The organism is Streptomyces sp. NPDC100445 (genome assembly GCF_044759735.1).
Lineage (GTDB): Bacteria > Actinomycetota > Actinomycetes > Streptomycetales > Streptomycetaceae > Streptomyces.
Window position 1 is genome coordinate 239,528 of the sequence record NZ_JBIVZV010000005.1, and the last position, 20,149, is coordinate 259,676.

A 20,149-nucleotide genomic window follows, 5' to 3' on the forward strand; every position below is an offset into this window, starting at 1 on the left:
GGGTGGGCCACCGCCTGCCGGACAGGACGTGTGCGGGTGATGAGGAGCGTGCGCTACTTGCTCGGCTTCCGTCCGGTCACCCCCAGGTGCACCAACAGCGCCAGGGCGGGCCTGAGTTCGGCCGCCTTCACGCCCCAGGAGGCGGGTCCCTTCTGGTGTCCGGCCACCGCCGCGAGCATGGCGACCAGCGCACCGGCCACCGCCGCCGGGTTGACGTCCTTGTCGACCCGGCCCTTGGCCTGGAGCTCCGCGATGGAGTCGGCGAGGGAGCTGTTCACCGAGCTGAGGATCTTCGTGCGGATCTTGGAGAACCGTTTATCCCCCTCGGCGGCACCGAGGTCGATCACCCGCAGGATCGCGTCGTTGCGGCGCCAGAAGTCCAGGAACCCGTCGACGAGTTCCTGGGCGGTCTGCCAGCCCGACCGGCCGGCCCAGGTGCGTCCCTCGAGCAGCCCGGTCAGCCCCGTGCCCTCCGCCGCCATCTGCTCGGCGACCTCCAGCACGGCGCCCTCGACGTCCGGGAAGTACTGGTAGAAGGTCGCGGGCGACGTCCCCGCCCTGCGGGCGACATCGATGACCTTGACGTCCCGGTAGGGGGAGGAGCTGAGCATCTCGCTGAGGCAGTCGAGCAGCTTCTGCCGGGTCGCCTGCCCACGCCGACCGGCCACGCGGCCGTCGACGGTACGCACTTGTCCTGTCATGTCGTCAGCTTACCGAGGGGGGATGGGAGCGCGATTCGGCCGACTGCAAATGGGGTGCGGGGGCGGATCAGGGATGGTGTGCCTGGTCTGCGCGGTGCGCGCCGCCCGGTTACTTTGACGACATGGCCGAAAACAGGGCATCCACGAATGAAGAGGTGTACGGGGAGGGCGTCCCCTGCTGGGTGGACGCCCAGCTGCCCGACGTCGAGGCGGGCAAGCGGTTCTACGGCGCTCTCTTCGGGTGGACCTTCGAGGAGGCCCACGGCTCCGGGGTGTGGGCCCGGCTGGACGGCGGGCTCGTCGCCTCGCTCGCCCCGAAGTCGGACGGCCGCATGCCCACCGTCTGGACCGTCTCCTTCGCCACCTCGGACGCCGACGCCCTCGGCCGGCGGATCACCGCGGCCGGCGGACAGGTGGTCATGGCCCCGTTCCCGGTGGGCGACCTCGGGATCGCCGCCCTGGCCGCCGACCCCGAGGGCGCGGTGTTCGGGCTGTGGCAGCCCGGCACCCACCGCGGCTTCGACCGGCGCCACGAGCCCGGCACGTTCGTCTGGGCCGAGCTGTACACCCGGGACACCGCCGGCGCCAACGCCTTCTACGGCGCCCTCTTCCACGACGCCCTCTTCGGCGGCGGCGCCGGACCCGACTTCGGCCGCGCGGAGGTCACCGAGGTGTTCCCGGCCGAGATGCCCCCGCACTTCCTCACCCACTTCCGGGTCACCGGGCTCACCGGCGCCCTGGAGGCCGTGGGCCGGCTCGGCGGGCGGGTGCAGGCGCCACCCTTCGAGACGTCGTACGGGCGCGTGGCCGTCGTCATCGACAATCAGGGGGCGTCGTTCGCGCTGCTGGAACGGTGACGCGTCCGCTTTGGCGTGAGACACCCCGATATCCGACCGGGTTCGCAACCGGCCGCCCGGCCAGGAAGAATCAGGGTGCGTGCCGCCGCGGCGGTGCGGTGGTGAGACGCTGCACTTCGGTCGCGTACATATGTGGGTGGCGCGGCTCGTACGGGGAGGTGGCAGGCAAGTGGTGGATCAGCTGACGCAGCACGATCCGCGGCGGATCGGGCCGTTCGAGGTGCTGGGCCGGCTGGGGGCCGGCGGCATGGGGCTGGTCTATCTCGCGCGCTCGGCGTCCGGCCGGCGCGTGGCGATCAAGACGGTGCGCACCGAGCTGGCCGAGGACCAGCTCTTCCGGGTCCGCTTCACCCGCGAGGTGGAGGCGGCCCGCGCGGTCTCCGGCTTCTACACCGCGGCCGTGGTCGACGCCGACCCGCGGGCCGCCGTGCCCTGGCTGGCCACCGCCTACGTGCCCGCGCCGTCGCTGGAAGAGATAGTGAACGAGTGCGGGCCGCTCCCGGCGCAGGCCGTGCGCTGGCTCGCGGCCGGCGTCGCCGAGGCCCTCCAGTCCATCCACGGCGCGGGCCTGGTCCACCGCGACCTCAAGCCGTCCAACGTCCTCGTCGTCGAGGACGGCCCCCGGGTGATCGACTTCGGTATCGCCTCCGGTGTCTCCAACACCCGGCTGACGATGACGAACGTCGCCGTCGGCACCCCCGCCTACATGTCCCCGGAGCAGGCCAAGGACTCCCGCAGCGTCACCGGCGCCAGTGACGTCTTCTCCCTCGGCTCCATGCTCGTCTTCGCGGCCACCGGCCACCCGCCCTTCCACGGCGCCAACCCGGTCGAGACCGTCTTCATGCTGCTGCGCGAGGGCCCGGACCTCACCGGTCTGCCGGACGAGCTGCGTCCGCTGATCGAGCTCTGCATGCAGATGGAGGCCACCGGCCGGCCCAGCCCCGCCGACCTCCAGGCGCAGCTCGCCCCGCACCTGTTCGGCTCCGGCTCCGACGACAGCGGCACCGCCTCCGCCTGGCTGCCGGAGAAGGCGGTCGCGCTGATCGAGACCCGGCGCGGCGGCCGTACGGCCGTCAGGGCCGCCCCGGTCACCGCCGGCGGCCCGGGCAGCGGCGGCCGGCAGGCCGTTCCCCCGCCGCCGCCCTACGACCCCCCGGTCCCGGCGCACACCCCGGCCGGCGCCCCCGACACCGGCCCGGTCCGGCTGGTCGGCGCCCCGGTGCCCATCGGTCCCGGCCCCCGGGTCGCCGACGCCCGCGCCGCCGCCGTCAAGGCGCCCCCGCCCGAGGCCGGCCTGGTGGCCGGCTGGTCCCGGCCCCGCCCCGGCGTGGCCGGCGCGGACCCCGCCGTACCGCCCGTGCCGGTGGTGCCCCCGGAGACACCGGGCGGCTGGCGCCCCTGGCGGTTCCGCATGTCCAACGACGTCTGGGGCACCCCGTCGGTCGACGGCGACCTGGTCTACGTCACCTCCTTCGAGGTGCACGCCCTGGACGTGGCCACCGGCCGCCGCCGGTTCAAGACCCGGGACGTGGCCTGGTCCATGGCGGTCGCGGACGGCCGGGTCCACGCCTCCGACGGCCCCACCCTGTTCGCCCTGGACGCCCGCGAGGGCACCGACCTGTGGCGGCTGTCCACGGACGCCTGGGTGTACTCCCTGAACGCCGACCGCGGCACCGTCGTCACCGGCACCCGGGGCGGCGGCGCCCAGGCCTGGGACGCGGCCGGCGGCCGGAAACTGTGGGAGATCACCGGCTGCCAGACCGACTTCGAGTCCCCCGAGGCGGGCCCGGTCGTCCACGACGGCACGGTCTACGTGTGGCAGGACGCCCGGCTGCGCGCCCTGGAGGCCCGCACCGGCGAGGAACGCTGGTCGTACCCCGTCGGTGACGCGGCGTCCTGCGGCGGCGTCCCGGTCCGGATCGCCCCGGCCGCCGACGGCTGCGTCTACCTCTCCGCCGGCACCCGGGTCCTCGCCGTCGAGGCGGCGAGCGGCATGGTCCGCTGGCACTTCGAGGCCCCCGCGGTCTTCCTGTGCCCACCCGCGTACGCCCCGGGCCCGGCCGTCACCGGCGGCGGTGTCTACCTCGCCGACTACCTCGGCACGGTCTACGCCCTCGACGCCGCCGACGGCCGCGACCGCTGGCGCATCGCGACGGAGAGCCGCTCCTCGGTGGAGCCGGTCCTGGTGGCCGCCGGGCACGTGCACGTCGGCAGCGGGAAGGGGCTGTACACCCTGGACGCGGTCACCGGCACGCCCAAGTGGCGTTTCCAGGCGGGCGGTGACGTCGTCGGCGCGCCCGCCGTGGCGGAGGGCCGCATCCACTTCGGCTCCACCGACCACCTGCTGTACACCCTGAAGGCCGACGACGGCCGACTGCGCTGGAAGCTCGCCACGGGTGGCGAGATCACCGGCTCACCGGTCGTCCGGGACGGAGTGGTGTACGCGTGCAGCAAGGACCGCTGCGTGTACGCGCTGGACGCGGAGAAGGGCACGGGCACCGCGCGGACCGCGTAGTGCGCGACGGCCGTCGCACCGGTGTACACGGAAAGGGTTCCGGACGGCGGCCGTCCACGGCCGACGCTACCCCCGCCGCCCGGCACCCGCCAGACGTACGGGCCGCGTTGCCGCGGCCCGTGGACATGCCTCGGCCGCGACGGCTCCCCCTCCGCGCCGCCGCGGCCGATTTCCCCCGTGGGATGAGAGGCCGGTCAGGCCGTCTCGTCGGTGGCGTGGGAGTTGTCCGGCTTCACCTCGCCGGTGGTCCCGTCACCCGAGACGGGGCTCAGCTTCACCGGCTGGATGGTGGCGTGGCTGTTCAGCGTGGTGATCTCGGCGGCGTCGGTGGTGGCCGCTGCCTCGGTGGTCTGGTTGTCGTTCATGACTTCGCTCCCCTGAAAGTACGTACGCCGTGGGCTGGAAGGCCCGCCCGGCACTCCCCCGAGTGCCGCCGGACGGGCCTTTCGGCCGCTACACCTTACGGTGCGGCCGCTCGCCGACCCGCGTGCCCCCCGACGCGACGGATCGACAGCACGAGAGTGCCCTGCGGCGATAAACGAACGATGAACGCGCGCGGCGTCAGGCGAGGGCGCACGGCTGGAGCAGGGACCTGACCTCCTCGGCCTCCGCGGCCTTCAGGGCGTCGAAGATCTCCAGCGCCTCCTGCCAGCACACCTGCGCCCGGCCGGGCTGCCCGATGCCGGTGAGGGCGCGGCCCAGCACGGTGAGCACGTTCCCGCGCCGCCAGTCGCCCCCGACCTGGCGCAGCAGGGCGAGCGCCGTCTCGGCGTCGGTCGCGGCCTGCGCCGGGCGCCCGGCGGCCAGGGCGAGCTCCGCGAGCCGGAACAGCGCCATGCCCTCCCACAACCGCTGCCGGCTGTCCCGGAACACCGAGAGCGCCTCGTCCAGACGTTCGGCGGCCTGCTCGTACCGGCCGCACTGGGTGAGCGCCAGCCCCAGCGCGTACCGCCCGTTGGCGCCCTTGAGGGCGTGCCCCATGTCGTCGTACATGTCGGTGCCCTGCTGGGCCAGGGCGACGGCGCTGCGGGTGTGGCCCATGGCCAGCCGGATCCGCGAGAGGTTGCACAGGGCGCTGGCCTCGCCGGGGCGGTCCCCGCAGGAGCGGAAGCTGTCGATGGCGCGGGTCAGGTGCCGCTCGCCGTCCTCGAACCGGCCCTGGTACAGGGCGATGATGCCCAGCATGTTGGAGGCCCAGCAGCAGGGGAGCGGGTCGCCCGTCAGGTCCGCGAGCCGCAGCGCCTCGCACGCCTCCTCGTCGGCGAGTTCGAACCGGCCGGTCAGGTGGTGGGCGTTGGCCAGGGTGACGAGGGCGCGCGCCTCCGCGTGCCGGTCGGCCGCCGCCCGTGCCGCGGCGCGGATGGAGGCGCCGGTCGCCTCGTACTCCCGGGAGTTGGCGCCGGACTCGGTCAGGTCGATGGCGGCCCACAGCAGGTCCACGGCGCGCCGGAGGCGGCCGGGGGCCGTGGACTGCCGCACGCACGCGAGCAGGGTGGTGGCCTCGGCGTACAGCCAGTCGCGGGCCTGGTGCCGGTCGTCGAAGGTCAGCCCCGGGTACGCCGTGGCCTCCCGGTGGTCCACCAGGCGGTCGCCTGGCCGCTCGATCGCGTAGACGCCCGCCGCCGTCGCCAGGTAGAAGTCCAGCAGCCGGGAGAGCGCCGCCTCCCGCTCGCTCGGCGGCTGTTCGTCGCGCTCCGCGCAGGACCGGGCGTAGAGGCGGACCAGGTCGTGGAAGCGGTAGCGGCCGGGCGCCGCCGACTCCAGCAGGGAGGTGTCCACGAGGGACTCCAGGAGGTCCTCCGTGTCGTCCGCGGGGAGGTCCAGGACCGCTGCCGCCGCCGTCAGGGACAGGTCGGGGCCGTCGGCCAGGCCGAGCAGGCGGAAGGCGCGGGCCTGCGCGGGTTCCAGTTGGCCGTAGCCCAGCTCGAAGGTGGCCTTCACGGCGAGGTCGCCGGCCTGGAGCTCGTCCAGGCGGCGGCGCTCGTCGGCGAGCTTGGCGGCCAGCACGGACACCGTCCAGGTGCGGCGGGCGGCCAGCCGGGAGGCGGCGATCCGGATGGCGAGGGGCAGGAATCCGCAGGCGGCGACCACGTCCAGCGCGGCCTCGCGTTCCGCGGCGACCCGCTCCTCGCCCACGATGCGGGTGAACAGGCACAGGGCCTCGTCGGGGGACATCACGTCCAGGTCGACCAGGTGGGCCCCGGCGAGGTCGAGCATCCGGACCCGGGAGGTGACCAGGGCGGCGCAGCCCTCCGTGCCGGGCAGCAGGGGCCGCACCTGGGCGGCGTCCTTGGCGTTGTCCAGCAGGACCAGGACCCGGCGGCCGTCGAGGACCGAGCGGTACAGGGCCGCCCGTTCGGCCAGGGAGTCGGGGATCGCGCCCTCGGCGGTGCCGAGGGCGCGCAGGAAGGAGCCGAGGACGGTCTCCGGTTCGGCGGGGCGGGGGCCCGCGCCCTGGAGGTCGACGTACAGCTGGCCGTCGGGGAAGGCGGTGCGGGCGCGGTGGGCCACGTGCACCGCCAGGGTGGTCTTGCCGACGCCGCCGATGCCGGCCAGCGCCGACACCGCCATCACCCGCCCTTCCGTCTCCGACGCCGAGGACAGCACCTCGCTCAGCTCCGACACGAACGCGGCCCGGCCGGTGAAGTCGGGTACGGACGCCGGGAGCTGGGCCGGGCGGACGGACGCCGCGGCGGGCTCGGCGACGGGGGCCGAGGGCTCGGCCAGGGCCGGGTCGGCCCGGAGGATGCGCTGCTGGAGCTCGCGCAGGCCGGGGCGCGGGTCGACGCCGAGTTCCTCGTCCAGCAGGCGGCGGGTGTCGGCGTAGACGGCGAGGGCCTCCGCCTGCCGGCCGCTGCGGTAGAGGGCCAGCATCAGCAGTTCGCGCAGGCGCTCGCGCAGCGGGTGGGCGGCGGTCAGGGCCGTCAGCTCCGAGACGGCCTCGGCGTGGCAGCCCTGTTCCAGGTCCATGTCGAGGCGGGCCTCCAGCAGGCCGAGGCGCCACTCCTCCAGCCGGGCCCGCTGGCCCTCGGCGTAGGGGCCGGGGACGCCCGCGAGCGGTTCGCCGTCCCACAGCGCCAGGGCCCTGTTCAGCAGGGCGCGGGCCTGGGAGAGGTCCCCGGCGCCCCGGGCCTTCTCCGCCTGCGTCGCCAGGCCCTGCGCGACCGCCGCGTCCAGCGCGCCCTCGCCGAGGCCGCGGACGGCGTAGCCGCCGGACTCGCTGATCAGCGCGCCGGGGTCCAGGATCTTGCGCAGCCGGGACGCGTAGGTGCGGACCGCCGCCAGCGCCTGGGACGGCGGTTCGGACCCCCACAGCGCGTCGATCAGTTCCGCCGCCGTGGCCGTGCGGCCCCCGCGCAGCAGGAGGGCGGCGAGCAGGGCGCGTTGCTGGGGTGAGCCCGTGCTGAGCGCCTCCTCGCCGCGCCAGGCCCGTACCGGGCCGAGCACGCCGAAGCGCAGCGGGGCCGCCTCCGTGCCGGCCGTGGAGCCGGCACGCCGCTGCTCGGGTACTCGCGGCCGACCGTCCATGCGTTCGTCCCCCTCGGCATCACGAACAACCCCGCCAGTTTGCCTTGTTCCGCGGAGCCGCGTCAGCCGTGGGAGACGCCGATCACAGGTGAGGGGTTCCGGTCCACAAGGCCCTCACACGGTCTCCGCATCCGGTCCGCGCGGCGACGGCTGCTGACACACCGTCAAGCGCCCGTGTACGTACGGAACATATGACCTAAGGCGTCTCCGGCCGGTCCGTCAGGTCCACCCGGATCGTCAGCAGGTCGGTGCCGAACGCCCGTACCGCCGCGCTGTTGAGGCGCGGCAGGGAACGCAGCCGGGCCACCGCGTCGTCGTCGGGAAGGAGATGGGCGGTGCCGTGGTGCCAGCGGCCGGCGACGCGGACGCGGACCCGGGGGTCGGCCTCGATGTTGCGCACGTACTGCGACCTGCGGCCGAACTCCGACACCAGCCAGAAGGAGTCGCCGATCCGGCGTCCGCCGACCGGGGTCGGCCGGGGCAGGCCGGAGGTGCGGCCGGTGGTCTCCAGCAGGGTCTGGAACGGCAGGCGCCGGTTCAGCGGGTTGGCGACGTACCGCTGCAAGCGGGTCACGAAGCGGTGCTTGAGATCGGCGCGGCCTGACATGTCCGGCGGTACTCCTGCTCTGCGCGGGCACGGGCCGCGCGGCGTGGGAACGCCGACCGGGCCCCGTGCGGGGTGTGTCACGCGGCCGCGGTCGCGCGGCGCACGCCTGCCAGCGTCCTCCGCGGCCCGGGCGGACGCAACGGGGGTGCCGGTGGAGCGCGAGGGGGTGGCGGAGCCGGCAGACCCCGGAGTCACGGTTCCGACCGGTCGGTATGGACAGGCGGCCCGGGGCCCGGTACAGCTGCCCCATGCGTATCTCCGTCACGGTCTTCCTCACCGACGAGACCGTCACCCCGACCCGTCTCGCCCGCGAACTCGAGGCCCGCGGCTTCGCCGGCCTGTACCTCCCGGAACACACGCACATCCCCGTGGAGCGCACCAGCCCGTACCCCGCCGGCGGCGACCTGCCCCGCGAGTACGGCCGCACCCTCGACCCGTTCGTCGCCCTCGGCCAGGCCGCCGCCGTCACCGAACGCCTCGGCATCGGCACCGGCATCACCCTGGTCGCCCAGCACGACCCGATCGGCCTGGCCAAGCAGGCCGCCACCCTGGACCACCTGTCCGGCGGCCGGTTCACCCTCGGCCTCGGCTACGGCTGGAACGTGGAGGAGGCCGCCGACCACGGGGTGCGCTGGGGCACCCGGCGCGAGCTGGTCCGGGACCGGATGGCGCTGATGCGCGCCCTATGGTCGGCGGAACCCACGGCGTACGAGGGCGAGTTCGGCAGCGTGCGGGCCAGCCTCGCCCACCCCAAGCCGATCCGGGAGCCGCGCGGCCCGGTCACCGGCCCCCGCACGCTCGTCGGCGGGGCCGCGGGGCCGAAGCTGTTCGCGCACATCGCCGAGTTCGCCGACGGCTGGCTGCCGATCGGCGGACGCGGCCTCACCGAGGCGCTGCCCGCGCTGCGCTCGGTGTGGGCGGACGCGGGCCGCGACCCGGCCGCCCTCCAGATCGTCCCGTACGCCGTCCGGCCCACCCCCGGCAAACTCGCCCACTACGCCGAGCTGGGCGTCGAGGAGGTCGTGGTCCAGCTGCCGCCCGCCGGGGAGGCGGAGGTGCTCGGCGCGCTCGACGCGTACGCGCCGCTGCTGTAGGTCCCGAGGCCCCGTTGGGGTGATCGACGCAAACGTATGCTCAAGGGATGACGACTTCCGCGACCTCCGGAACCGGCCCCACCGAGAACTCCATGCGTCGCGCCCTCAAACGTGCCCGGGACGGTGTCGCCCTGGACGTGGCCGAGGCGGCGGTCCTGCTCCAGGCGCGCGGCGAGGCGCTCACCGGCCTCGCCGCGTCCGCCGCCCGGGTGCGCGACGCGGGGCTCGAGGCGGCCGGCCGGCCCGGTGTCATCACGTACTCGAAGAGCGTCTTCGTCCCGCTGACCCGGCTGTGCCGGGACAAGTGCCACTACTGCACCTTCGTGACCGTGCCGGGCCGGCTGCGCCGCGAGGGACACGGGATGTTCATGTCCCCGGACGAGGTGCTGGACATCGCCCGCAAGGGCGCCGCCCTCGGCTGCAAGGAAGCCCTGATCACCCTCGGCGACAAGCCCGAGGACCGGTGGCCGGAGGCGCGCGAGTGGCTCGACGCGCACGGCTACGACGACACGATCGCCTACGTCCGCGCCGTCTCCATCCGCATCCTGGAGGAGACGGGCCTGCTGCCCCACCTCAACCCGGGCGTCATGAGCTGGACGGACTTCCAGCGGCTGAAGCCGGTCGCGCCGAGCATGGGCATGATGCTGGAGACCACCGCGACCCGGCTGTGGTCCGAGCCGGGCGGCCCGCACCACGGCTCCCCGGACAAGGAACCGGCCGTACGGCTGCGGGTGCTGGAGGACGCCGGCCGCTCCTCCGTGCCCTTCACCTCCGGCCTGCTGATCGGCATCGGCGAGACGTACGAGGAACGCGCCGAGTCCCTGTTCGCCCTGCGCAAGGTCGCCCGCGCCCACCACGGCATCCAGGAACTGATCATCCAGAACTTCCGCGCCAAGCCGGACACGGCGATGCGCGGCATGCCGGACGCCGAACTGGACGACCTCGTCGCCACCGTCGCGGTCGCCCGGCTCGTCATGGGCCCCACCGGCTGCCTCCAGGCCCCGCCGAACCTGGTCGACAGCGAGTACGAGCGGCTCATCGCGGCCGGCATCGACGACTGGGGCGGTGTCTCCCCGCTCACCATCGACCACGTCAACCCCGAACGCCCCTGGCCGCGGATCGAGGAACTGGCGCGCAGGTCCCGGGAGGCCGGCTTCGAGCTGCGCGAACGCCTCTGCGTCTACCCGGAGTTCGTCCGCCGCGGCGAGCCCTGGCTGGACCCGCGGCTGCGCCCGCACGTCGACGCCCTCGCCGACCCGGCGACGGGCCTGGCCCGCCCGGACGCGGTGGTCGAGGGCCGTCCGTGGCAGGAACCCGACGAGGCCTTCACCGCGACCGGCCGCACCGACCTGCACGCCTCCATCGACACCGAGGGCCGCACGGCCGACCGGCGCGGCGACTTCGACGAGGTCTACGGCGACTGGGAGGCCCTGCGCGAGGCGGCCGCGCCCGGCATGGTGCCGCAGCGCATCGACGCCGACGTGCGCGGGGCGCTCGGCACCGCCGCCGACGACCCGACGCGGCTGACCGACGCCGAGGCCCTCGCCCTGTTCCACGCCGACGGCCCGGCGCTGGACGCGCTGTGCCGGATCGCCGACGACGTCCGCAGGACGGTGGCCGGCGACGACGTCACCTACATCGTCACCCGCAACATCAACTTCACCAACGTCTGCTACACCGGCTGCCGGTTCTGCGCCTTCGCCCAGCGCCGCACGGACGCGGACGCGTACACGCTCTCCCTGGAGCAGGTGGCGGACCGGGCGCAGCAGGCCTGGGACGTCGGCGCGGTCGAGGTGTGCATGCAGGGCGGCATCCACCCGGACCTGCCGGGCACGGCGTACTTCGACATCGCCCGGGCGGTGAAGGAACGCGTCCCCGGCATGCACGTGCACGCCTTCTCCCCGATGGAGGTCGTCAACGGCGCCTCCCGGACCGGGATGTCGATCCGCGAGTGGCTGACCGCGGCGAAGGAGGCCGGCCTGGACTCCATCCCCGGTACCGCGGCCGAGATCCTGGACGACGAGGTCCGCTGGGTGCTGACCAAGGGCAAGCTGCCCACGGCCACCTGGATCGAGGTCGTCCGCACCGCGCACGAGCTGGGCATCCGCTCCTCGTCCACCATGATGTACGGGCACGTGGACCAGCCCCGGCACTGGCTCGGCCACCTGCGCACCCTGGCCGGGATCCAGCGGGAGACCGGCGGCTTCACGGAGTTCGTGACCCTGCCGTTCATCCACACCAACGCGCCGGTCTACCTGGCGGGCATCGCCCGGCCGGGCCCGACGACACGGGACAACCGGGCGGTGACCGCGATGGCCCGGCTGCTCCTGCACCCCTGGATCCCCAACATCCAGACGAGCTGGGTGAAGCTCGGCACCGAGGGGGCGGCGGAGATGCTCCGCTCCGGCGCGAACGACCTGGGCGGCACGCTCATGGAGGAGACGATCTCCCGGATGGCCGGCTCCTCGTACGGCTCCTACAAGTCGGTGCGGGACCTGGTGGCGGTGGCGGAGGCGGCCGGCCGGCCGGCGAAACCGCGGACCACCCTGTACGGCGAGGTCCCCGCGGAGCGGCGGCGGGCGGCGGAGGCGTCCGACGGGCACCTGCCGGAACTCCTGCCCGTCCTGGACTGAGTACGATGATCCGACCCCCGATCCCAGAAGGGGACCCGTAGCGGAGGAGATGCGTGCCCGTGGCTGCCCTACTGCCCTCGTGGGCCTGGGTCACCGGTCTGACGGCGGGGGCGACCGCGGTCGTCGTCGCTCTCGCCGTGCAGGCGGACCAGGCGCCGCACCCCACGGCCGCGACGGTCCGCCCCGGCCCGTCGGCGACAGCGGGCACGCACGCCTCCGCCAAGCCGAAGGCGCCCGCCGCCCCCGCCCTGCCGGACGCGTCCGGCGAGGGCCGCCGGATCGTCTACTCGCTCGGCGCGAAGCGGGTCTGGCTGGTCGACGCCACCGGCCGGCCCGGCCGCACCTTCCCGGTGTGGCCGGGCACGGTCGCCCCGCAGCCCGGCCGCTACTCGGTCACCCTGCGGAGGCAGTCCCTCAAGGGCTCGGACGGCGTGGAGATCGAGCACGTCGTGTACTTCACCAAGGCGGCCGGCGTGAACATAGCCTTCTCCAACGCCCTGGACGGCGCCTCGCCGCCGCCCGCCAACGGCCAGAAGCTGGGCGGCATACGCATGCACAAGGAGGACGGCGCCGCGCTCTGGGCCTTCGGCGACCAGGGCACCAGGGTCGCCGTCGTCAACTAGCCTCCGGCCGTGTGCCGCCGGGCAGGTGGTTGACGATCAGGGCGACCCCGCTGATCAGGAAGATCCGGGTCGCCGCGTCCACCCCGTTCCACGCCTTCGACTGCCACATGGCGAACCACTCGCCGCCGATCGCGATGAACCCGGCCCCGAAGAGCAGCATCAGCATCAGCAGCCCGTAGGTGGACACGCGCCGGGCGAGGCCGTCGCGCCCCCGCGCCCACAGGTAGGTCCCCCACACCAGCGCCAGGGCCGCCACCGTCTCCCACGCGATGATCAGGACGTAGGCGGTGTCCTGGAGGGCGGTGCTCGTGACGGCCCGCCACATCAGGGCGTCGTCCCGGAACGTCGTGTCCATCGCCAGCACGTGCCGTACGTACTGCTGGTTCGTGCCGAAGTCGGTGATGTTCCCGAGGGCCACCAGGACGGTGTACAGGGCGAGGATGCCGGTGAGGACGCCGGCCGCGGTACTGGTGGTGCGCGAGGTGCGCGTGGTCATGTCCATGGCTGGCATCTTGCCCGACCGCGGGCGGCTCACGTGGAGGTGCCGTGATCCCCGCGCACGGAATGCGCCACCCCGCGCCGCCCCCGTCCCCTTCGCCCGCTTCGCCCCACTGAACGGACCGTCCCCGGTCGATTACAGTGCCTAGCGTCGTACGGATGGACGGTGCCGTGAGGAGGCCTGGTGGGTGCGACGTCCGGCGCCGTCTGGGGCCGTGCCGAACAGCAGGACTTCCGTAGCAGGGTGCGCGGCACCCTCCTCGGCACCGCCGTGGGCGACGCGCTGGGCGCCCCGGCGGACACGCTGTCCCTGGCCGGCATCCGGGCGGCCCACGGCCCCGACGGACTGCTCGACCTCGCCGACGCCCACGGGCGCCGGGGCGCGGTCACCCACCACACCCAGCTCACCCTGTTCACCGTCGACGGGCTGATACGCGCCCAGGTGCGCCGCGACACCGGCGCCTGGCACCCGCCGACCGACCTGCACCGGGCCTACCGGCGCTGGGCCGCCACCCAGACGGACTGGGGCCCGGACGAACGCCGCAAGGACGACGGGTGGCTCGCCCGCGAGGAGTGGCTGTACGCCCGCCGCGAGCCCACCCGGGCGCTGCTCCTCGGGCTCGGTGACGACGTCATGGGCACGCTGGAGCGGCCCAAGAACCCCGGTGACCCCGGTCCGGAGGCCGTCGCCCGGTCGGCGCCGTTCGGGCTGCTGGTCGGCTGGGAGCCGCAGCTCGTCGTCCAGCTCTCGGTGGAGTGCGCCGCCCAGACCCACGGCCACCCCCTCGCCGCCCTGTCGGCGGGCGCCTACGCCGTGATCGTCCACGGCCTGGCCCGTGGCGACAGCCTGGACGGCGCCGTGCGCGCGGCCCTCGACCTGCTCGCCGCCCGCCCCGGCCACCAGCCGGTCACCGACGCCCTGCGGCGCGCCCTCGACGCCGTACGACAGGGCGTCCCGGGCCCGGACCGGGTCGCGGAACTGACCGGGGACGGCAGCGCCGACGGACTGCTGGCCGTGGCCGTGTACTGCGCGCTGGTCGGACACGACGTACGGCACGGACTGTGCCTGGCGGTGAACCAGAGCGGCCCCTCGGCCGCCGCGGGCGCCCTGACCGGCGGGCTGCTCGGCGCCCTGCACGGCGAGACGGCCCTCCCCCCGGCCTGGCTGGCCGAGCTGGAGGGCCGGCCGACGATGCTGGAACTCGCCGACGACTTCGCGATGGAGATGACCCAGGGCCCCGCCCTGCACGGCCCCGCCGGCTCGTCACCGGGCTGGCTGGCCCGCTACCCCAGGGCGTGACCCGCGCCGCCGCTCCCCGACGCGGCGGCTGCCCTACGGCGCCCCCACCACGTCGTCCCCGGCCGCGGCCGGCACCGGGACCGCCGTCACCGCGTCCCCGTCCGTGTTGACCTTCTCGATGACCGCGAGCCGCTCCGGTGTCTCCTCCGGCTTCAGGTAGCCGATCAGGACGTACAGGACCAGAGAGACCGCGAGCGGCACGGAGACCTGGTACTGGAGCGGGACACCGCCGTCGATGTTCCAGCTGATGGGGTAGTTGACCAGCCAGAAGGCCAGCAGGCCCGCCGCCCAGCTGGTGAGGGCCGCCGTCGGGCCCGAGCGGCGGAACGGACGCAGCAGGCCCAGCATCATCGGGATCGCGATCGGCCCCATCAGACCCGCCACCCACTTGATGACGACGGTGATGATGTCCTTGAACGCGGGCGAGTTCACCTGCGTCGCCACCGCCATGGACAGGCCGAGGAAGACGACCGTGGTCACCCGGGCCGCGACCAGCCCCGACCGCTCGCCCCAGGCCCGCGCCCGCGCCGACAGCGCCGGCGCCACGTCCCGGGTGAAGACGGCCGCGATCGCGTTCGCGTCGGAGGAGCACATGGCCATGGTGTGCGAGAAGAAGCCGACGATGACCAGCCCCAGCAGACCGTGCGGCAGCAGCTGTTCGGTCATCAGGGCGTAGGAGTCGGAGCCGTCCGGCTTCTGCGCGTGGACCAGCAGCGGCGACATCCACATCGGGAAGAACAGGACCACCGGCCACACCAGCCACAGGGCCGCCGACAGCCGGGCCGAGCGCTCGGCCTCGTGCGCGCTGCCCGTCGCCATGTAGCGCTGGGCCTGGTTGAGCATGCCGCCGTTGTACTCGAAGAGCTTGATGAACAGGAACGCCAGCAGGAACACCGTGGTGTACGGGCCGACCAGCGCCTTGCCGTGGCCGTGCAGGGCCGGCTCGTCCCAGGCGTCGAGGAAGCCGATGTGCCGGTCGCCGAGCTTCAGCACGACCGCGACGAACATGGAGACACCGGCCAGCAACTGGATGACGAACTGGCCGAGTTCGGTCAGCGCGTCCGCCCACAGGCCGCCGATCGTGCAGTAGACCGCCGTGATGGCGCCGGTGATCAGGATGCCCTGGTTCAGCGACACCCCCGTGAACACCGACAACAGGGTGGAGATCGCCGCCCACTTCGCGCCGACGTCCACGATCTTCAGCAGCATCCCGGACCAGGCCAGTGCCTGCTGGGTGCGCAGGTCGTAGCGGTTCTTCAGGTACTCCAGCGGGGACGCCACGTGGAGCCGGGAGCGCAGCCGGTTGACGCGCGGCGCGAACAGCCTCGACCCGATGGCGATGCCGAAGGCGATGGGGAAGGACCAGGTGACGAACGAGGTGACGCCGTAGGTGTAGGCGATGCCCGCGTACCCGGTGAACATCACCGCGCTGTAGCCCGACATGTGGTGCGAGATGCCGGACAGCCACCAGGGCATCCGGCCGCCGGCCGTGAAGAAGTCCGAGACGTTGTCCACGCGCTTGTGCGACCAGACACCGATCGCGACCATCACGCCGAAGTAGCCGATGAGCACGGCCCAGTCGAGACTGTTCATGTGCCCGATCGTGGGTCCGCGCACATGAACACGACAAGCGAGCGGTAAGTCAAGGCAAGGCAAAATCGTCCGACGTGGTGACCTGCGTTCAGCCACATGAACGATCCGGAAGGCTGCGCGGAAACGCGAACGGCCCGGTCCCACCGCGCACGGCGGTGGAACCGGGCCGCTCCCGAAGCGACCGCGAGACCCACGAGACCCGCGTCGGACGGGCGGCCGGACCGGCACACCGACCGCCGCCCCGGCCCTCACGGCGCCTTCGGCCTCACGGCGCCTTCAGCTCGTCCGGGCACGGCGTGCCGCGCGGCAGCTGGTAGGGCGCGGCCAGCCGGTACGTTCCCGTGTGCGGCGCCAGCAACACCGTCCACCGGTCCCCGTTGGCGTCCTCCGGCGTCTGCATCAGACACCCGTCGACGTTGCGGTACGTCTTCGGAGCGTCGGGGGACGGCTGCGGCGGCCGCACGCTCTTGCCGTGCTCGTCGACGACGCTCAGCCACGGCGAGTACGGGATCCGGATCAGGATCCGCCCCGCCCTGCGCACCTCCAGCGTCATCTCCCCCTGCTCCGCCCGGTCCACCACCGCGTTCGGCTCGGCGAGCGGCGCCGGGTCGGTCACCTTGAACAACTGCCAGTTGGAGTCGCCCCACACCTGCTCCAGGTACGGCATCCCGCGCCGCAGCAACTCCCGCTCACGCTGACCGCCGTCCCCGTCCGGGTTGTCCCGGGGCAGCACCACGAAGTGGACCGCCCACCGCTGGAGCCACTCGTGGTAGTTCGCCGAGTTGAGCGTGTCGTCGTAGAAGAGCGGGTTGCGCTCCATGTCGGCCTGCCGGTTCCAGCCCCGGGCCAGGTTCACGTACGGGGCGAGCGCCGAGGCCTCACGGTGCGAGCGGGCCGGGACCACCTCCACACGGCCCTTCTCGGCGCCGGCCTTCTCCAGCTCGTGGACCAGCGGCGCCAGCTCCCGCGCCCAGGACGCCGCCGGGGTCGTGTGGATGATGTCGTCCACCGTCTTGAAACCGAGCCAGCCGGTGAAGCCGAGCAGCGCCAGCACGGTCACGTACCAGCGGCGGGACCTCCGCACCGTGTACGGCAGTATCGCGAGCAGCGTCGCGCCCGCGAACAGCATCGGCAGCCGGGAGATGTTCGACCCGATCTGCGAGCTGATCAGCCACACCAGGACGACACCGAGGCTGTACACCCCGGCCGTCAGCCGGACGGTCACCCACTCCCTGGGCGCCAGGAACAGGCACAGCAGGCCGTACAGCAGCGGCAGGATCACCGAGCCGATGCCCATCGGCTGGGTGCCGGAGAACGGGAACAGCCAGGCCGACACCGCGACCACAGCCGTCGGCGCCAGCCCCAGCGCCCACGCGCCCGGCCGCCGCTTCTGGAGGAACAGCGCCGCCGCGACCAGCCCCACGAACAACCCCGCGACCGGCGACGCCATCGTGGCGAGCGCCGCCAGCGGGGCGGCGACCAGCGCCTTCGCCCACCGTTTGTACCGCCACCGGTGCGGCCAGCAGAACACCGCCGCCACCGCCCCGAGTGCGAACATCATGCCGAGCCCGAAGGTGACCCGCCCGGAGATCGCGTTGCACAGGAACGCGGCGACCCCGGCGAGCGACGCCCACAGCGGGTTGCGCACCCCCCGGCTGCGGATCAGGACCAGCGTCAGCAGACCCGCCGACACCGTCCCGGCGATCATCATCGTCGTACGCACACCGAGGACCGACATCAGGTACGGCGACACCACGCTGTACGACACCGGGTGCATGCCCCCGTACCAGGCGAGGTTGTACGCCGAGTCCGGGTGCCGGCCGACGAACTCCGCCCAGGCGTCCTGCGCCGCGAGATCGCCGCCGCTGTTCGCGAAGGTGAAGAACCAGATGATGTGCAGCACACCCGACAGCGCGGTCAGCGACAGCACCGGGTGCAGCAGCATCCGCCGCCGCAGGGCCTCGACGGCCCCGGACACGGCTCCGCCGGTCCGCGTCCCGGCGGACCCGCCCGCGTCGGGCGTCTCCGCCGGAGCCGGTTGCGGGCCGGTCGTCCTCGTGTCAGTCGCCGACCGGCGTATTCGCGGCCCGGGTCCCGGGCCCGGATCGGTGTCGTCGGCGCGTGTCGGCTCCACTGTGGCCACCTGAAGGCACTCCCCGTGTCCCGTCTTCTGTTCTCGGCCGCATCCCCCGGTGGTCCCGGCCGCTTCCCGTCCAGTGCGCCGCCGCGTCCCGCGACCGGCGACCTGCCCCGATTCGTGACGCTAGCACGCACCCCGCCACGGGGCTCCCGGGTGGGGCTCCGTCGACGGGGTGCGGGCCAGGGCCGGGCGGCCGGCGCGGGGTCAGCCGATACGGGTCAGCCGCGCGCCGAGCCCCGGCTCGGCCAGATTCCTCGCCAGCGCCACCGGAACCCTCACCCCGCCCGCCGATCCGTCACCCACGGTGAGCGAACCGACCCGGGTGCCGGCCTTCGCGGTGTGCGGCACGGTACCCGAGGTGAAGGACAGCCCCACCTTCAGACCGGACCAGCCGACGGCGGACACGTCCTTGGTGACCACCACCGGGGTACGGCCCCCGAGCCCGTCGTCCACGTAGCCGACCACGTCGCCCTTCTTCAGGATCTTCGACGGGGTCAGCGCCTTCTCGGCGGCGAGCAGCGCGGTCTTGCTGACCTCGTTGGCCGTGGTGAGGATCGGCGCCTTCTGCTGGTCCAGGATCGCGCCGACGACGGTGACCGGCTGCCCGCCGACCTGCTTGCGGGAGGCGAACAGCAGGTTGCCGCCGGCCGCGGTGGTGGTGCCCGTCTTGATGCCGAGCGCGCCGATCCGGTACGGCAGCTCGTTGTAGTTCGGCCAGTTGCGGCCCGAGGGGTCCGTCCAGCTGGCCGCGCTGGTGATGTCGACCAGCGCCGGCACCTTCACGACCGCGCGGCCCAGCTTCACCTGGTCCTCGGCCGTCGAGACGGTGGTCTCCTTCAGCCCCGAGGGGTCGGTGTACGTCGTACCGGTCATCCCCAGCCGCTTGGCGGTGGCGTTCATCTTCTTCACGAACGCCGCCTCCGAGCCCGCGTCCCAGCGCGCGAGCAGCCGGGCGATGTTGTTGGCGGACGGGATCATGACGGCCGACAGGGCCTGCTTCTCGGTGAGGTGGTCGCCGGCCTTGACGGTGTTCAGCGTCGACTCGCCGTCCTTGTCGTAGCCGCCCTCCTTCTCCGCCTTGGCGTCCACCTTGATCTTCGGGCCCTCCTGCCCCCGCTTCAGCGGGTGGTCCCTGAGCACGATGTAGGCGGTCATGGTCTTGGCGACCGACCCGATGGCCACGGGCGTCTGCTTGCCGAAGTGGCCCATCGTGCCGACGCCGTCCACGTCCACCCAGCCCTGGCCCTCGCCGGGCCAGGGCAGCCGCAGGGCGCCGCCGTCGAACGTGTAGGCGTCCTTCGCGGTCAGCGTGAGCGAGGGGGGCGGCAGCGGACGGAACGCCTGTGCCACGCCCAGGAGAACGATCAGCAGCAGGACCAGGGGCGTCCAGATCTTGACCCGGCGGACCAGGGTGCGGACCGGGGTCTCCGGGGGCGGCGGCGTGTTCGTCAGCTCCGCCAACAGGTCCAGCGGCGGCTTCGGCGGAAGCGGCTGCTGGGTGGTCCGCTCCGGACCGACCTGGGGGACGAGGGCGGTGGCCTCGGCGGTGACCTCGGCGGCGGGGGACGTGGACGTGGGCGCGGTGGCCTTGCCGGCGGGGGCGGCGGGGGACGTGGGCGCGCTGGCCTTGCCGGCCGGGCGCATGTCGTCCCTCAGCGCGACGAACTTGCTGGTGCGCTCGGCCTCCGACTCCGGGGGCTTCGGCTTGCCGCCGAGCTTGAGCATGGTCGTCGGCTGATCGACCTCCGGCTTCTTCGGCCGTACGGCCTTGAAGACAGCGGTCGCCTGATCGACCCCGGCCTCCCCGTCGGCAGCCTTCGGCCGGCTCTTGGCGGGCGTGGCCTTGGGGGCGTCCTTGGGGCCGGCGGCGGCCTTGGCGGGGGTGCCCGTGGCGGCGGTGTCGGTGGTCGCGGGGGTGGCCTTGGGGTCGCCGGTCTTGGGGTCGTCCTCGACCGGGTCGGCAGCCGGGGTGCCTTCGGCTGTGACGGCTGCGGGCTCGTCCTCGGCGGGGGTGGCCTCGGTCGTGGCGGCGGCCGCGGTGGCCTTGGGGCCGCTCTTGG

14 protein-coding genes are annotated in these 20,149 nt (G+C 73.7%); 6 read left to right on the forward strand and 8 right to left on the reverse strand.

What is annotated here, in order from left to right:
* Positions 1-53 precede the first annotated feature (53 nt).
* Positions 54-689 (reverse strand): TetR family transcriptional regulator, encoded by a 636-nt coding sequence (locus ACIQVT_RS15215; RefSeq protein ID WP_403752989.1) that lies wholly within the window; start codon positions 687-689, stop codon positions 54-56.
* Between the two features lie 134 nt (positions 690-823).
* On the opposite strand from ACIQVT_RS15215, the gene ACIQVT_RS15220 reads away from it, so the two are divergent.
* Both ACIQVT_RS15220 and ACIQVT_RS15225 read left to right on the forward strand, forming a co-directional pair.
* On the forward strand, positions 824-1,558 hold the full coding sequence (locus ACIQVT_RS15220) for a VOC family protein (RefSeq protein ID WP_403752375.1): 735 nt from the start codon (positions 824-826) through the stop codon (positions 1,556-1,558).
* Between the two features lie 169 nt (positions 1,559-1,727).
* On the forward strand, positions 1,728-4,073 hold the full coding sequence (locus tag ACIQVT_RS15225; RefSeq protein ID WP_403752378.1) for a PQQ-binding-like beta-propeller repeat protein: 2,346 nt from the start codon (positions 1,728-1,730) through the stop codon (positions 4,071-4,073).
* A gap of 194 nt (positions 4,074-4,267) precedes the next feature.
* Here ACIQVT_RS15225 and ACIQVT_RS15230 read toward each other — a convergent pair whose 3' ends face one another.
* The 3 genes from ACIQVT_RS15230 to ACIQVT_RS15240 all read right to left on the reverse strand — a co-directional run bounded on the left by ACIQVT_RS15230 (position 4,268) and on the right by ACIQVT_RS15240 (position 8,208).
* Positions 4,268-4,438, reverse strand: coding sequence for a hypothetical protein (locus ACIQVT_RS15230; protein WP_403752381.1), 171 nt, complete (start codon positions 4,436-4,438; stop codon positions 4,268-4,270).
* A gap of 196 nt (positions 4,439-4,634) precedes the next feature.
* Positions 4,635-7,601, reverse strand: coding sequence for an AfsR/SARP family transcriptional regulator (locus ACIQVT_RS15235; RefSeq protein WP_403752384.1), 2,967 nt, complete (start codon positions 7,599-7,601; stop codon positions 4,635-4,637).
* Between the two features lie 196 nt (positions 7,602-7,797).
* Complete coding sequence (locus tag ACIQVT_RS15240) at positions 7,798-8,208, reverse strand: nitroreductase/quinone reductase family protein (protein ID WP_403752387.1); 411 nt, start codon at positions 8,206-8,208, stop codon at positions 7,798-7,800.
* A gap of 248 nt (positions 8,209-8,456) precedes the next feature.
* Here ACIQVT_RS15240 and ACIQVT_RS15245 point away from each other — a divergent pair, with 248 nt between their 5' ends.
* From ACIQVT_RS15245 to ACIQVT_RS15255, 3 genes are read left to right on the forward strand one after another with little or no spacing between them, the layout of a single operon-like run.
* A complete protein-coding gene (locus ACIQVT_RS15245; RefSeq protein ID WP_403752390.1) occupies positions 8,457-9,302 on the forward strand; it encodes a TIGR03619 family F420-dependent LLM class oxidoreductase in 846 nt (281 codons plus the stop codon).
* 47 nt (positions 9,303-9,349) lie between these two features.
* Complete coding sequence (locus tag ACIQVT_RS15250; RefSeq protein WP_403752393.1) at positions 9,350-11,935, forward strand: bifunctional FO biosynthesis protein CofGH; 2,586 nt, start codon at positions 9,350-9,352, stop codon at positions 11,933-11,935.
* 59 nt (positions 11,936-11,994) lie between these two features.
* Entirely contained in the window at positions 11,995-12,558 is a 564-nt protein-coding gene (locus ACIQVT_RS15255) for a hypothetical protein (RefSeq protein WP_403752396.1), read from the forward strand.
* Here ACIQVT_RS15255 and ACIQVT_RS15260 read toward each other — a convergent pair.
* A complete protein-coding gene (locus tag ACIQVT_RS15260; protein ID WP_403752992.1) occupies positions 12,551-13,054 on the reverse strand; it encodes a DUF2165 domain-containing protein in 504 nt (167 codons plus the stop codon). The genes ACIQVT_RS15255 and ACIQVT_RS15260 overlap by 8 nt on opposite strands.
* A 186-nt stretch (positions 13,055-13,240) precedes the next feature.
* On the opposite strand from ACIQVT_RS15260, the gene ACIQVT_RS15265 reads away from it, so the two are divergent.
* A complete protein-coding gene (locus ACIQVT_RS15265) occupies positions 13,241-14,356 on the forward strand; it encodes an ADP-ribosylglycohydrolase family protein (protein WP_403752399.1) in 1,116 nt (371 codons plus the stop codon).
* A 33-nt stretch (positions 14,357-14,389) separates the two neighbouring features.
* On the opposite strand, the gene ACIQVT_RS15270 is transcribed toward ACIQVT_RS15265, so the two are convergent.
* The 3 genes from ACIQVT_RS15270 to ACIQVT_RS15280 all read right to left on the reverse strand — a co-directional run.
* A complete protein-coding gene (locus ACIQVT_RS15270) occupies positions 14,390-15,949 on the reverse strand; it encodes a sodium:solute symporter family protein (protein ID WP_403752402.1) in 1,560 nt (519 codons plus the stop codon).
* A 265-nt stretch (positions 15,950-16,214) separates the two neighbouring features.
* The gene (locus tag ACIQVT_RS15275) at positions 16,215-18,092 is read right to left on the reverse strand and encodes an MFS transporter (RefSeq protein ID WP_403752405.1); all 1,878 of its coding nucleotides are present in this window, start codon (positions 18,090-18,092) and stop codon (positions 16,215-16,217) included.
* Positions 18,093-18,293: 201 nt separating this feature from the next.
* A partial coding sequence (locus tag ACIQVT_RS15280; protein WP_403752408.1) for a D-alanyl-D-alanine carboxypeptidase occupies positions 18,294-20,149 on the reverse strand: 1,856 nt, incomplete at its 5' end.